Annotated in this window: 10 protein-coding genes and 1 riboswitch; of the genes, 8 read left to right on the top strand and 2 right to left on the bottom strand. The window is 65.1% G+C overall.

Annotated elements, in window-relative coordinates; translation table 11 throughout:
• Nucleotides 1-15: 15 nt before the first annotated feature.
• Nucleotides 16-795 carry a hypothetical protein gene (locus tag ACJMKZ_RS12625; RefSeq protein WP_405233561.1) on the bottom strand — a complete coding sequence of 260 codons (780 nt, stop codon included), beginning with the start codon at nt 793-795 and terminating at the stop codon, nt 16-18.
• Nucleotides 796-963: 168 nt separating this feature from the next.
• Between ACJMKZ_RS12625 and ACJMKZ_RS12620 the strand changes: the two genes are divergently transcribed.
• The 4 genes from ACJMKZ_RS12620 to ACJMKZ_RS12605 all read left to right on the top strand — a co-directional run bounded on the left by ACJMKZ_RS12620 (nt 964) and on the right by ACJMKZ_RS12605 (nt 6,968).
• On the top strand, nt 964-2,868 hold the full coding sequence (locus tag ACJMKZ_RS12620) for an acetyl-CoA hydrolase/transferase C-terminal domain-containing protein (protein WP_405233560.1): 1,905 nt from the start codon (nt 964-966) through the stop codon (nt 2,866-2,868).
• Nucleotides 2,865-3,353 (top strand): acyl-CoA thioesterase, encoded by a 489-nt coding sequence (locus ACJMKZ_RS12615; RefSeq protein WP_405233559.1) that lies wholly within the window; start codon nt 2,865-2,867, stop codon nt 3,351-3,353. The genes ACJMKZ_RS12620 and ACJMKZ_RS12615 overlap by 4 nt, the downstream gene beginning before the upstream one ends.
• A 108-nt stretch (nt 3,354-3,461) precedes the next feature.
• Complete coding sequence (locus tag ACJMKZ_RS12610) at nt 3,462-3,911, top strand: hypothetical protein (protein WP_405233558.1); 450 nt, start codon at nt 3,462-3,464, stop codon at nt 3,909-3,911.
• Between the two features lie 265 nt (nt 3,912-4,176).
• A riboswitch (cyclic di-GMP riboswitch) is annotated at nt 4,177-4,261 on the top strand.
• A 154-nt stretch (nt 4,262-4,415) separates the two neighbouring features.
• Nucleotides 4,416-6,968 (top strand): putative Ig domain-containing protein, encoded by a 2,553-nt coding sequence (locus tag ACJMKZ_RS12605; RefSeq protein WP_405233557.1) that lies wholly within the window; start codon nt 4,416-4,418, stop codon nt 6,966-6,968.
• Nucleotides 6,969-6,977: 9 nt separating this feature from the next.
• Here ACJMKZ_RS12605 and ACJMKZ_RS12600 read toward each other — a convergent pair whose 3' ends face one another.
• Nucleotides 6,978-8,285 carry an ATP-grasp domain-containing protein gene (locus ACJMKZ_RS12600; RefSeq protein ID WP_405233556.1) on the bottom strand — a complete coding sequence of 436 codons (1,308 nt, stop codon included), beginning with the start codon at nt 8,283-8,285 and terminating at the stop codon, nt 6,978-6,980.
• Nucleotides 8,286-8,689: 404 nt separating this feature from the next.
• Between ACJMKZ_RS12600 and ACJMKZ_RS12595 the strand changes: the two genes are divergently transcribed.
• The 4 genes from ACJMKZ_RS12595 to ACJMKZ_RS12580 all read left to right on the top strand — a co-directional run bounded on the left by ACJMKZ_RS12595 (nt 8,690) and on the right by ACJMKZ_RS12580 (nt 13,047).
• Nucleotides 8,690-9,163 carry a cytochrome c3 family protein gene (locus ACJMKZ_RS12595; RefSeq protein ID WP_405233555.1) on the top strand — a complete coding sequence of 158 codons (474 nt, stop codon included), beginning with the start codon at nt 8,690-8,692 and terminating at the stop codon, nt 9,161-9,163.
• Nucleotides 9,160-9,930 (top strand): 4Fe-4S dicluster domain-containing protein, encoded by a 771-nt coding sequence (locus tag ACJMKZ_RS12590; protein WP_405233554.1) that lies wholly within the window; start codon nt 9,160-9,162, stop codon nt 9,928-9,930. The genes ACJMKZ_RS12595 and ACJMKZ_RS12590 overlap by 4 nt, the downstream gene beginning before the upstream one ends.
• 15 nt (nt 9,931-9,945) lie before the next feature.
• Nucleotides 9,946-11,187: an NrfD/PsrC family molybdoenzyme membrane anchor subunit gene (gene nrfD, locus ACJMKZ_RS12585; RefSeq protein WP_405234162.1), complete on the top strand. Its 1,242-nt coding sequence runs from the start codon at nt 9,946-9,948 to the stop codon at nt 11,185-11,187.
• A 105-nt stretch (nt 11,188-11,292) separates the two neighbouring features.
• Complete coding sequence (locus tag ACJMKZ_RS12580; protein WP_405233553.1) at nt 11,293-13,047, top strand: hypothetical protein; 1,755 nt, start codon at nt 11,293-11,295, stop codon at nt 13,045-13,047.
• The last annotated feature ends 68 nt before the right edge of the window (nt 13,048-13,115 follow it).

The raw sequence follows: 13,115 nt of genomic DNA, 5'->3' as shown, positions 1-13,115 counted from the left end.
CCTGCGATGCCAGCGTCAGCGCCCGCCGCCGCTGGCGGCGGGCGCGCCGGGAGTGCCGCCGGCATAGCGAAAATCGGCGTAGGTCAGGAGGATGTCACGCTCGATGCTCTTGAGGCCGAATGCGGCGCTTCCCCGCACCTCGGTCGTGACCCGGGCGGGCATGTAGGCCCGCCGGTCCAGTCGTATCATCTCGATCCGCGTGTTGAACCGCTCGATCTTCGCGATGACTTTGGCGCGGAACGGCTCGTCGCTGTAGAGGCGGAAGGACTCGACGTAAGGGACCGACTTCAGGATGGTCATCTCGCCCCGCAGGTGCTTCGCCATACCTTCCCGGTCCGTCGCGCCCGCCGCCGGGCGGAAGCGCCACGTGACCCGCTGGTCGTCTTCCTCGAGCAGCTCCCATCCGTCTTCCGCCGCCAGGCCGGCGAAATCGTTGTCGCCGGGCCGGCCCTCTTCGCGGGCCAGGCGCTGCTCGATTTCCTCGGCATAGTCGCGGAGCTCGTCCTGCGTAGGCTCGCGGCCGTCGACGGATACCAGCTGCCATTTCGGGTCGGCGGCCGGATCGAATCGCTCTACCCGGCTGCCGTCGTTGTCCTCGCGCGTGCGCGTGAACGCCCATTCACCGGTGACCCGGGGCATGTTGGCGAAAGCCTCGCGCGCGATCGGAGGCACTTCGGCTGCGGCCGGGACCGCGGCGCCGACGGCCAGAACGGCGAGGACGGCCAGGACGGCCATACCGAGCCGGCCGGGAACGGTGGTGGCGGCGATTGAGGTGCTGCTCGGGCGCGTTTGCATCGATTCCTCCGGCGGGTTTCGGGTGACCCGCATGTGTTTGAATGGCGTCTGGCGTTATTGTTCGCGACAGAATCCCGGACCGATGCGGACCATTATGCGACATCAGTACTCTCGTCAACGTCGTCCTCTTGCGCGCTGCCGCCCGGGCCGCCACCCGCGGTGCCGCCCGTGAGGGCCGCCTGGCAGGAACCGCGGACGCTCGCGGACGCGATCATCGCGCGGGTGGGCCGCCACATCGTACTGGGGCTGCCGGTCGGGCTGGGCAAGGCGGTCCACGTCGCCAATGCCCTGTACGAGCGCGCGGCGTCGGATTCGTCGATCCGGCTCACGATCTTCACCGCGCTGACGCTGGAGGTCCCGCGTGCGCACGGTGATCTGGAGCAGCGTTTCCTGGCACCGCTGGTCGAGCGACTATACGCGGGCTGGCCCTCGTTGCACTACGCGCAGGCGATCCGCGCCGGCACGCTGCCGCCGAACATCGAGGTGCGGGAGTTTTACTTCCGGCCAGGGGCGTATCTGGATACTCCGTCTGCGCAGCAGTCCTACACCAGCATCAATTACAGCCAGGTTGTCACCGAGCTCATGCGGCTGGGCGTGAACGTGGTGGGGCAGTTGGTCTCCGCGCGCCCGGAGAGCCCCGGCAGCTACAGCCTGAGCTGCAATCCGGAGATCTCGCTGGATCTCCTGCCGGCCTTCAGGGAGGCGAAGGCGGCCGGCCGGGAGGTCGCGATGGTCGCGCAGGTCAACCGCCGCCTGCCATACATGACCGGCGACGCGGAGGTGCCGGCGGACGTATTCGACTTCGTCCTGGATGCGCCGGAGTGGGAGTTCCCGCTGTTCGGATTGCCGAATCGGCCCGTCGAGGCGGCCGACTACGCCACCGGGATGCACGTGGCTAGCCTCGTGCCCGACGGGGGCACCGTCCAGCTCGGCATCGGCTCGCTGAGCGATGCGGTGGCCCATTGCCTGGCGCTGCGCAACGAGCAGCCGGACCTGTTCCGTGCCGTGCTGGATAGGCTGCCCGGCGGCAGCGCATCGCCCCGGCGCGCCGCACTGCCGATCGAGACGGGACGGTTCCGCGAGGGGCTGTACGGATCCAGCGAGCTGATGAGCGACGCCCTCTACTCGCTGTTCGAGCGGGACATCCTGCGACGACCCGCGGACGCCGGGGACGAGACCGTGTTGCATGGCGGTTTCTTCCTCGGCTCCTCGGCATTCTACGAGGCACTGCGGCAGTTGCCGGAGGACCGGCGCCGCCTCATCAACATGACCGGCATCTCCCGGGTGAACACGCTGTACGGTGACGAGGAACGAAAGCGGCGCCAGCGCCGGGACGCCCGCTTCATCAACGAGACCATGATGGCCACCCTGCTGGGAGCCGCCGTATCCGACGGACTCGAGGGGGGGCGTGTGGTGAGCGGCGTAGGCGGGCAGTTCGACTTCGTCAGTATGGCCCAGGCGCTGCCGGACGGACTCTCCGTACTCATGCTGCGCGCGCGGCGCCTGCACGACGGCAGGCCGCAGTCCAACATCCGCTGGTCTTACCCTCATGCGACGGTGCCGCGTCATTACCGGGACGTGTTCGTCAGCGAATACGGGATCGCCGCGACCCGCGGCCGACCCGACCGGGAGGTGATCGCCCGGATGCTGGACATCGCGGATTCCGCGTTCCAGGACGAGTTGCTGTCGTCCGCAAGAACGGCGGGCAAGGTGCCGGCCGATCACGCGGTTTCCGCCGATGCCCGGCTGAATACACCCGAAGCGCTCCAATCGATCTTCGACGCTCCCGACGTGGCGCCGTATTTTCCGGCTTATCCCCATGGCACCGACCTGACGACCGTCGAGCAGGAACTCGCCGGGGCGCTCACGTGGCTCGAGGGCGCCACCGCCCGGCTGCCGGATCGGCTGCGCATGACGCTCGCGGCGATGGGCTCCGGCCGCTCCGACGACTCTCGCCGGTACGAGGATCACCTGGAACGGCTGGAACTGGGATCACCCGAAGGTCTCGGGCAACGGATAATGCGGCGTCTCGTCGTCCTGGCACTGGACAGATCGAAGAGGGAGAGACCATGAGCATGCCCGGTCGAGCACCTTCGCATTCCGCCGTCGAGCAGAACGTCTACAAGATATTTCCCAACGACCTGAATGCGGAGCAGACGGTATTCGGCGGGCTGGTGATGGCCCTGTGCGACCGCACGGCCCTCATCGTGGCGGAGCGCCACAGCGGCACCACCTGCGTCACCGCCGCGGTGGACAGCCTCAACTTCCTGTCTCCTGCGCGCACCGGCGAGACGCTGCTGGTGAAGGCCTCCGTCAATCGTGCCTGGAATACCTCGATGGAAATCGGCGTGCGCGTCGTGGCCGAGAACAGCCGCAGCGGCGAGGTCCGGCACGTCGTCTCCGCGTACCTTACCTTCGTCGGTCTCGACGAGGCGGGCCGGCCCACGGCCGTGCCCGACGTGCTGCCGGAGACCGACGACGAGAAACGCCGCTACCGTTCGGCGCAGGTGCGTCGCGACGCGCGGCTGCGTACACGGGACAGTCTGCGGTCGATCTAGCGGTGCGTCCTGCCAACGATTTTTCCGACCGTGCTATTCTCTGCGCATCCGGCCTGCAGTCGCGGACCGGACGACAAGCGCAACAACGAAGAAACAAGGGAGAGAATCATGCGCATTATCCGACTGTCGGCAATCGCCGTTCTGCTGGCCTTTTCGTCCTCGGCGATGGCCGAACTGGAGCCCTGGAAAGACTACGATATCAGCGACTCCGTCTATCAGATCTCGGCGATCAAGGTGAAGCCGAACATGATGGATGCCTACCTGGAAGGGATCCGGGACACTTGGGTGGCCGCCAACGACCTCGCTAAGGAGCTCGGTCATATCGAGGACTACGCCATCTACTCGAGCCAGCTCGCGGCGAGCGGGGATTTCAATCTACTTCTGGTGATCAAGTTCGCGGAGACCGCGGATCTTGCGCCGTCGAAGGAACGCTATGACGCGTTCATGGCGAAGTGGAGCGAGGAGCAGGAAGAGCGTTCCGAGCAACTCGTACAGAATTATCCGGCGATGCGCGAAATCACCGGCGCGTACCTCATGCGCGAGATCACCATGAAGTAGGATCGCTGCGCAACTCTGCAGAGCAAAGGCTCCGCCTCCGCGCGGGGCCTTTCTTTTTTTGTTATGGAAAATACTCCTCCCGCCGCGCTTCGTACCGACGCGCACAAACGCAGACGACATAATTCACCGCGACTCGCCGCAGCGCATTTCGGCATCTACGTGTCGGCGTTTTGAGACATGTTGTGCTCCACATAACTGGTGCTAAAGTTCGTCCTCAACAGACAGTCTCGAACAACGAGGTCTGCTGACGACAGAGAATCGAGTTAGTTGAAAAGGGCAAACCGATCGAAAGGTCGGGACGCAAAGCCACCGGTCTACGGGCGAGAGCCTAAGACAGCGGGGTTGCCAACAGGAACAGGGCGCTCACCGGCCTCATGCCGGCGTCCCAACAACAAGAGCGCTCGTTCGCCGACCCCCGGCAGCGTTTCGATTCGACATTACCCCGCAGCCTGAAGCTGCGTCTTTTGATCGGATAGCCCGCCCGTCACAGGCAGGAGTGCCGTTATGCGCCTATATTCCGCGCCAGCAATACTGAACAGGCTGCTGATTCTTCCCGTGATGTCGCTCGCGCTGAGCGGCTGTCTCATGGAAGAGGAAGTGGCGGAGCAGCCCATTGCGAACGATCCCGGTGGCGCCACCGGCGAGATCCTGCGCGATCACGAACTGTCGGGCAGCGTGGGTGACGGGCCCATCATCGGCGCGGCCGTTCGCATTGTCGCCGCGGACGGTACCGAACTCGGCGGCATGACCAGCGATGCCAGCGCGGGCTACAACATCACCGTACGCACGAAGGGCAAGCACTATCCGCTGTCCATCGACGCGCAGGGCGGTACCGACCTGGTGACCGGACTCGCGCCGGATTTCGTGCTGAAGAGCGTGGCGCTCGAGCCGGGCAAGAAGACCGTGTCGAATCTGAACCCGTTCAGCACGCTCGCGGCGGAACTCGCAGCCGAACTGCCGGGCGGTCTGACGAAAGAGAACCTCGCCATCGCGCTGAACCGCGTGACGACGAAGCTGAACAGCGGTCTCGTCACTCTGACCGGAGAACCGGTCATGACCCAGGCACTGGACGCTGCCACCATCGCGGAGATGGTGAAGGCTTCCGAGACGCTGGGCGAGACTATCCGGCGCACCCGGGACTCGCTCGTCGCCGTGGGCCGCCAGGTGGACGGCGACGCCGTCGTGGCGGCGATCGCGTCCGATCTCACCGACGGGAAGCTCGACGGCGCCGGCGGCGCGAAGGCGGATGCGCGCATCGCTGCCGTGGCGACGGTGGCCGCGACGCAGACGTTGCTGGAGGCGATCGCCAACCGTCTGCAGGTCAACGGCGTCGACGCCATGGGACCGATGGACGATTCCATCCGACAGGTGATGCCCGATGCCGCGGGCGCCACCACGGCGGAGGTGCCCGTGAGCGCCGCAGCGCTGGAGCAGGTCCGGATCGGCCTGGCGGCGGCCAAGGCCGTGATGCCCGCGCCGGAATTCGACGATCTCGAGGCGGTGCTCTCCGGTTTCGACTCCGGCATCTCGCCGAAACAGATCGAGGGCATCGTGCCCCGTGAGTCGGTGGAGTTACTCGACAACACGATCATCGCCGTGGCCGACGGCAGCCAGGACGAGCTGGATACCGTGAACGGCACCACACGGAACGACGGCGACACGCCGTCGACGAACAGCCCGCCGACGATCAGTGGCGACCCGCCGACGGTCGTTACGGAAGGCGAGCGCTACAGTTTCGCACCGACCGTGTCCGATCCCGATGGTGATGCCCTCATTTTCGAGATCGCCAACCGTCCGGCCTGGGCGAGTTTCGACGCCGGTACCGGCGAGCTGTTCGGAACGCCCGGCGCCGGTGACGCGGGTTCCTATTCCGATATCACCGTCACGGTCAGCGACGGCGAAGCGACGGCCTCGCTGGGTCCGTTCACGGTGGAGGTACGGCAACTGGTGACCAACTCGGCGCCGACCATCGGCGGCAGCCCGCCCGCAACGGTCAGCGAAGGCGCATCCTACAGCTTCATGCCGAGCGCGAGCGATGCGGACGGCGATTCGCTGACCTTCGATATCGTGAATATGCCGGCGTGGTCCAGTTTCGATACCGCCACCGGTCGGCTCTTCGGCACGCCCGCCCCGGGCGACGCCGGTGTCTATGGGGACATCACCATTACCGTCACGGACGGAGAGGCCCAGGCCGCATTGGGGCCGTTCGCCATCGAGGTGCGTGCGGTCGTGAGCAATAGTGCGCCTGTGATCTCCGGCAGCCCCGCCACGTCGGTGGACGAGGGGACGGCCTACGAGTTCACGCCGAGCGCGAGCGATGCGGACGGCGACGCGCTCGTGTTCGATATCGCCAACATGCCGTCCTGGGCGTCTTTCGACACGTCGACCGGCCGTCTCGCGGGCACGCCGGCCACTGGTGACTCGGGCACCTACGGCAATATCGCGATCAGCGTCAGCGACGGCCAGGACTCGGCGTCGCTGCCGGCCTTTACGATCACGGTGCAGGCCATGGCCACCAACTCGGCGCCTGTGATCTCCGGCAGCCCGGCGAAGGCGGTGACGGAGGGCACACAGTACAGCTTCACGCCGAGCGCCACCGATCCGGACGGCGACAGCCTCAGCTTCTCGATCACGAACAAGCCGGCGTGGGCGGCGTTCGATGCCGCTACCGGCCGCCTGTCGGGCACGCCGCAGGCCGGGGACGTCGGCACCTACGCCGACATCGTCATCAGCGTGAGCGACGGTCAGGCCTCCGCGTCCCTCGGTGCGTTCTCGATCACGGTCGAGGCCATCGCCATGGGCTCGGTCACCCTGAGCTGGTCGCCGCCCACGGAGAACACGGACGGCACGGCGCTGACGGATCTGGCGGGCTATCGCATCTACTGGGGGACCACGTCCGGCAGCTATCCGAATTCGGTGACCATCGACAATCCCGGCGTGACGACTTACGTGGTGGAGAACCTGGTGCCGGACACCTATGAGTTCGTGGCGACGTCCTACAACACCTCGGGCGTAGAGAGCGACTACTCCGCCCCCGCCACGAAGACGGTCCAGTAGGGCGGCCCGTCAGATGATCTCGGGGCGGCGCAGGATCTCCAGCGGTATGAGTTGCTTGGTCTCTTCGTATTTCTCCAGCAGCTCGTGCTGGTCCTCGCCGCCCAGGTAGACGTCCGCGATGTTGTAGCTGTAGCTGTCCTGGAACGGGAGTTCGTCGAGCGACTGCCCGTCGCTGACGTGGCACTCGAAGCGTGCCTCCGGGAAACGCTCCTCCAGCAGCTTCTCGTCACCCGGCCCCGGCGCATGGGCGACGACGCCGTCCTCGAAGACGCGCATCATGAACTTGGCGGCGACCTTGTGGTCGCCCTGCCGGTGGGGCGGCTGCGGCCGCTCCCCCAGGGCCAGGTCGATCACGACCTGCTGGTGCGAGGCGCCGTCCACCAGCGCGAACAGCGGGCAGTGTGACTGGGAGATGCGGCCGTTGATCTCCAGCAGCGCCAGTTCGTCGCTGTCCCGGTCCCAGTAGAACTCCACGTTGAACGGCGCGTCGTCGTAACCGAAGCCGTCCAGTATCGCGGTGGCCGTCTCCTTCATGCGCTCCTGCGTGTCGCGGGGGACGGAGGAGGGATACTGGTAGCGTGACAGCACGCTCTGCACGTGGCGGTCGCGGATCGTGTCGACGACGCCGTAGATCTCGAATTCGCCCTGGTAGCGGTAGCCTTCCAGCGTGCACTGACGGCCCTTTGAGATGATCGCCTCCGCGATGCAGTGATAACCGTCGATGCCCTCGATTTCTTCCGGTATGTCCGCGTATCCCATGAGATGATTCACCGGCTCGCCGAACAGGTGGATGTTGTCCCGGATCTTCGGTAACGCTTTCTCGAAGTCCTTCCGGTCCTCGATCAGGAAGCCCAGGTTGGACGAATGAGCGGTGACGGGCTTCAGCCAGAACGGGAAGTCGAGGTCCAGATCGGACAACGGCTCGTCGGCGAACGGATTCACCGCCGCGAAGGGAGGTACGACGTCCGGCGCCACGCGCTTCTGCTCCACCCGCGACCAGTACTTGTGCTCGCACATCAGCGCGGCTTCCACGCTCGGACCGGGCTGATCCAGTCGCTTGCGCAGTATCGGTGTCATGACCGTGCTGGGAAAGTCCCAGTGGGTGATGACGCCGTCGACCGATCCATCGAACTCTTCCAGTATCCGTTGCGCCTTCGGCAGCATCTCGTCGGTGGGGTGCAGGTCGGCCCGCGTCGCCTCTTCGAATGTGAGTAACTGATGGAAGCAGAACTCGCCCGCCCGCGGGAGCGATTCGAGATCGGCACGATGAAAGTCATCGAGACCGAATACGAAGATGTTCTTCCTTTGACTCGTCATTCCTTGCCTCCTTCCATCCCGTATGTCGCGTTACGCTTCATACCAGACCCTATCTTCGCGTACGCATGTGAGAATTGCGATTTCGCATTGGACACGGGCCGGACCGGTCTTATCAGGGTATCTACCGATAGGGCTTCTCCTTATTGAACGCGCCGGTTCGGCTCTAGGACCATGGCCCCCGAGAGCAGGGCGCCGCGGGAAGTCACCGGACTGACTCGACGGCGACCCGCTCGCAGCGGTCGGAGGACCGGCGTCCACGGGGGCGAGGGCGCGCAAGACATGATTCTCCGACGGCCTCGAGCGAGCCGCAGTCGATACGAGCCTTCAGTACGAATGCTGAGCCGCGGTGGCCGGGTGGTATCTCGGCATCGGCGGCGTCGGTATACGTCGACTGGGGGTTAAGCATGAAGAAGCACTGGCTGCGTCCGCTGTGGGTGGCAATTGCCGTCGTGGCGGCAGTCCTCGTCGGGCGCGTGTTCATGGTGCCGGATGATTTCGGCGTCCACGGCGAGAGCTTCACCTACCATTATTACCGCGCAAGCAACGTCCAGGAATGGAAGGACTTCCCGGTGAAGTACCGGGGCCGGGAGCGCTGTGAACGCTGCCATCGCGAGAACAGTGAAGAGGTAGCCGCCTCGAAGCACGCGGCCATGCAGTGCGAGAACTGCCACGGACCCGCCGCCGGACACCCCAGGGAGGTCAAGAAGCTCCCGATCGACGCCTCCCGGGATCTCTGTCTGCGCTGTCACCAGACTCTCGATTATCCATCGAGCTTGCGCAGAGAACTGCCGGGCGTCAACGGCGACCGTCATGGCCGCCAGGCCGAGTGCCGCAAGTGCCACGATCCCCATCACCCGGACCTGGAGGACAGGCGATGAGTTGCTCCCGACGCAAGTTCCTGAAGCAGACCATGGCCGGAGCGCTGACGGCGGCGCTACCCGGGATCACCGTACTGAGCCTGGCCCCGGGCGAGGCCCGCGCCCTGGCCGAAAAGTCGAACCTGCGATGGGTCTTCCTGGTGGATACCCGCAAATGCGTCGGCTGCGGCCTCTGCGTGAAAGCCTGCAAGCTCGAGAACGAGATCCCCTATGACGCGCCGATCACGCGGACATGGGTCGAACGCTATGTCGTCACGAAGGACGGCGAGACGCACGTCGATTCACCGAATGCGGGCAGGGACGGTTACACGTCCGCAGAGATCCGTGGCGAGGCGATCGATCCGGACAACATCGAGAAGGCATTCTTCGTACCGAAACTCTGCAATCAGTGCGAGAACCCGCCCTGCGTACAGGTCTGTCCGGTGGGTGCGACGTACCAGACAGACGACGGGGTCGTGCTGGTGGATCGTGAGTGGTGCATCGGCTGTGGCTACTGCATCATGGCCTGTCCCTACGGCGTCCGCTTCTTCCATCCGGAGACCAAGACGGCGGACAAGTGCAACTGGTGCTATCACCGAATCTCCCAGGGGCTGGAATCCGCCTGCGTACAGGCCTGCCCCTTCGGCGCTCGGCGGATGGGAAATCTGCGCGATCCCGACGATCCCGTTACACAGATCATCATGACGGAGCGCGTGCAGGTATTGAAGGACGAGTACGGTACGGAACCGCACGTATTCTATCTGGGGCTGGACGAGAGAGTGAGGTGAACCATGAGTTCTGAAATGTTCGTCCATGGTGCCGAGTGGACCGTCAAGGAGCTCTTCGTCTATCCGAACGAGTTCATCTACTGGAGCATCCAGATCGTGATGTATCCGTATATGACGGGCCTGGTCGCGGGCGCCTTCGTGCTCTCGTCGCTCTATCACGTATTCGGCCAGAAGGATCTCAAGAATATCGCGCAGTTCTCCCTGGTCTTCTCGCTGGCGCTGTTGCCTGTGGCCGCCGTCCCGCTGCTGCTGCACCTGCAGCAGCCGCTGCGCGCATCCCATCCGCTGCTGACCCCGCATTTCACCTCGGCGATCGCGGCATTCGGCATCGTGTTCTCCACCTACGGCCTGATCGTGCTGAGCGAGATCTGGTTCGTTTATCGCGCCTATTTCGTGCGTCAGGTAGAGCTGCTCAAGGGACAGGCAGGACTTGGCAACAAGGCGCAGCGACTGGTCTACCGGGCATTGACGCTGGGCGCTTACGACACCAGCGACGCGGCACTCAGGATCGACCACAAGGCCGCGCGGATCCTGGCGGCGGTGGGTATCCCGGTAGCCCTTTTCCTGCACGGCTACGCCGGGTTCATCTTCGGTTCCGTGAAGGCGAATGCACTGTGGATGTCGCCGCTGATGCCGGTCATCTTCATCATGTCGGCGGTGGTCTCGGGTATCGCGCTGTGCATGCTCACCTACATCGTGATCATGGAGTGGAAAGCGTTCCGCGAGCGGCGCACGGGAGCGGCGCGTGACGCAACGCAGATCAAGGGCGTCGAAAGCGAGACCATCACGAAATCGACACGATACCTGCTGGGTTTCCTCGTGGCGGCCATCAGCCTGGAACTGCTGGACCTGATCTTCCGCGGCTATACGGCCATGAAGTCATGGGACATCCTGCGATCGGTCATGTACGGGAAGGACTTCATCAACATATTCGTGCTCCAGTACGGCCTCGGCAATCTGGTGCCCCTGCTGCTGCTCACACTGCCGGGGCGTACCATCCGACGTACCGTGGTGGCGCTGATACTCGTGTTGTTCGGCGTATTCATGATGCGCTGGAACGTGGTCATAGGCGGTCAGGCCTTTTCGTTGTCGTTCTCGGGATACATGCACTACGAGATCCCATTGATTCCGCACAGCATCGAGACTTTCAAAGAGGGACTGTTCGGGGCTTTGACGGTGGCCGCGCTGCCCTTCCTGATCTTCTGGGTCCTGAACAAGTTCATACCGGCATTACGGCAGGACGCTGGTATCGGATAGAGCGGACCGTCATGTGTATCGGGGAAAAGGGCGCCGGTACAGCCGGGGCCCTTTTTTCGTTCCGAGCGGGAGCGTAACGGTGTCACGAGGACACAGGGGGGAATCGTGGCTGATCGAAACGGAGAGATCGAACGTCGGCTGGCGGAGATAGAGAGGCGCCTCCAGGCCCTGGAGCATGAAAAGATTCGTTCGCCGACGGCGGGGGCGACGAGCGCCGAGGAACGGGTCGGCCCGCGGAAGCCGGGCGGGGATTCACTGTCGAGCGCTGCGGCTTACCTCGGCCGCGTGCTGCTGATTTTCGGCGGCGCGTATCTGCTCCGTGCCATTACCGATTTCGGTTTCGTGTCGGTGATTGCGGGAATCCCCATCGGCGCGGGCTACGCACTCCTCTGGCTCGTCATGGGCTACCGTGCCGGCGCCCGCTCCGACGAACGGGTCCTGGCAGGGCTGTACAGCGGTCTGTCGGTCATCCTCTTTCTGCCGCTGCTCGTGGAAGCGGTGACCCGGTTCGGGTTGCTGACTCCGCTGCAGAGCGCGGTGGCGCTCGTGGTCTTCGCGGCCATGGCCATGGCTGTGGCTGTGCTCAGGCGGCTGCGAGTGCTCGCCTGGCTGACGCTGGCCGGCACGGTCGCGACCGCCCTGATGCTGTTCCAGGAGACCCACGCGGCCGTGATCTTCTCCTTCCTGTTGTTGCTCCTCGGCGCCGGCTCGCTGTGGTGCGTCTATTTGACCGGCCTGAGAGGCATCCAGTGGGTAGGAGCACTGGGAGCCGATACCGCCATCGTTCTGCTGGCCGCCGTCGGGATGAACGAGAACTGGCCGGTACAACCGGCTTCGGCCTACTTCTTCGGTCTGGCCGTGTGGACTGTCTACCTGGCCAGTGCGGCGATCCGTTCCCATTTGCTGCGGCACGAGCCCGGGTTGTTCGAGTTCATTCAGATCTTCGCCGCAACAGCCGTCGTCTCGGCGGTGGCGCTCGCGATGCCGGTCCCGGCCTCGTACCTGTCGGGTCTCGGCGGAGCGGCGTTGCTGATCGGGCTCTCGTGCTATGCGCTCGGATTCCTGCCGACCGGCTCCACGGCCTTCTCCGACGGACGGGGCCCGGGCTACTATCTCTACACCACGCTCGCACTGGTGCTGGTGATCGGCGGCAGTGCGCTGGTATTGCCGTCGGGTCCTGCCGCAGTGCTCCTGTCACTCTTCGCCCTCGCGACGGCCCGGATCAGCGGCCGCCAGCGTCGTGTCGCTTTCAGCCTGCAGGCAACCGTATTCCTCGGTGCTGCAGCCGTGCTTTCGGGTGGGCTCGCCGCCGGTCTGGGCGCGTTCACCGCGGAGGCTGCCGGCTGGCCATCCGTGACCGTTCCCCAGGTGATCGTCGCTGTGGCAGCTGTCGCCTGTCTCTTCATCCCGGTTGCGCAGCGCTCGAAGAGATGGGGCCTGGCGGCCGGCCTGCCGCAGTTGATCGTGCTGGTCCTCTCGATATGCCTGGTCGGCGGGCTCACGGTGGCGGTCGTCGCACCGGTGGTCGCGCGTGGGCCCGGCGGGACTCTCGATCCTGGCATGCTGGCTGCGCTGAGAACCGCCATCCTGGCGGCCGCCTCGGTGGTTCTCGCGCTTTCCAGCAGGTATCGGCGATGGCCGGAGGCGCGCTGGCTCGCCTACCCGGTGCTGGCTGTCACCGGCGCCAAACTGATCCTGGAGGATTTCCCGCATGGCCGCCCGTTGACGCTATTCATGGCGCTGGGCGTTGTCGGTGTGGCGCTGATCATGGTCTCGCGCCTCCTGCCGCGGCCCGCCGGCACGGCCTCGCCGGAAGATACCGAAGAAGCGGCCGATGCAGGCGGCACGGTCGCAGGCTGAGCCGGCCGTAGCCCTGTGGTGGCGGCGTATTGACCGTTCGATTGATCCGAGAGCCGGTCTGCGGGTTA

Origin of the sequence: Lentisalinibacter salinarum (assembly GCF_040706555.1) — a bacterium.
Classification (GTDB): Bacteria; Pseudomonadota; Gammaproteobacteria; order Steroidobacterales; family Woeseiaceae; genus Lentisalinibacter; species Lentisalinibacter salinarum.
The sequence above is the reverse complement of the archived record's forward strand: the minus strand, read 5'-3'. Positions and strand labels throughout refer to the sequence as shown.

What these genes read in the sequence shown, in the direction of transcription:
- nrfD (WP_405234162.1), top strand. Translation starts at nt 9,946, where the DNA reads ATGTTCGTCCATGGTGCCGAGTGGACCGTCAAGGAGCTCTTCGTCTAT.
- ACJMKZ_RS12610 (WP_405233558.1), top strand. Translation starts at nt 3,462, where the DNA reads ATGCGCATTATCCGACTGTCGGCAATCGCCGTTCTGCTGGCCTTTTCG.
- ACJMKZ_RS12600 (WP_405233556.1), bottom strand. Translation starts at nt 8,285, where the DNA reads ATGACGAGTCAAAGGAAGAACATCTTCGTATTCGGTCTCGATGACTTT.
- ACJMKZ_RS12615 (WP_405233559.1), top strand. Translation starts at nt 2,865, where the DNA reads ATGAGCATGCCCGGTCGAGCACCTTCGCATTCCGCCGTCGAGCAGAAC.
- ACJMKZ_RS12595 (WP_405233555.1), top strand. Translation starts at nt 8,690, where the DNA reads ATGAAGAAGCACTGGCTGCGTCCGCTGTGGGTGGCAATTGCCGTCGTG.
- ACJMKZ_RS12590 (WP_405233554.1), top strand. Translation starts at nt 9,160, where the DNA reads ATGAGTTGCTCCCGACGCAAGTTCCTGAAGCAGACCATGGCCGGAGCG.
- ACJMKZ_RS12625 (WP_405233561.1), bottom strand. Translation starts at nt 795, where the DNA reads ATGCAAACGCGCCCGAGCAGCACCTCAATCGCCGCCACCACCGTTCCC.
- ACJMKZ_RS12605 (WP_405233557.1), top strand. Translation starts at nt 4,416, where the DNA reads ATGCGCCTATATTCCGCGCCAGCAATACTGAACAGGCTGCTGATTCTT.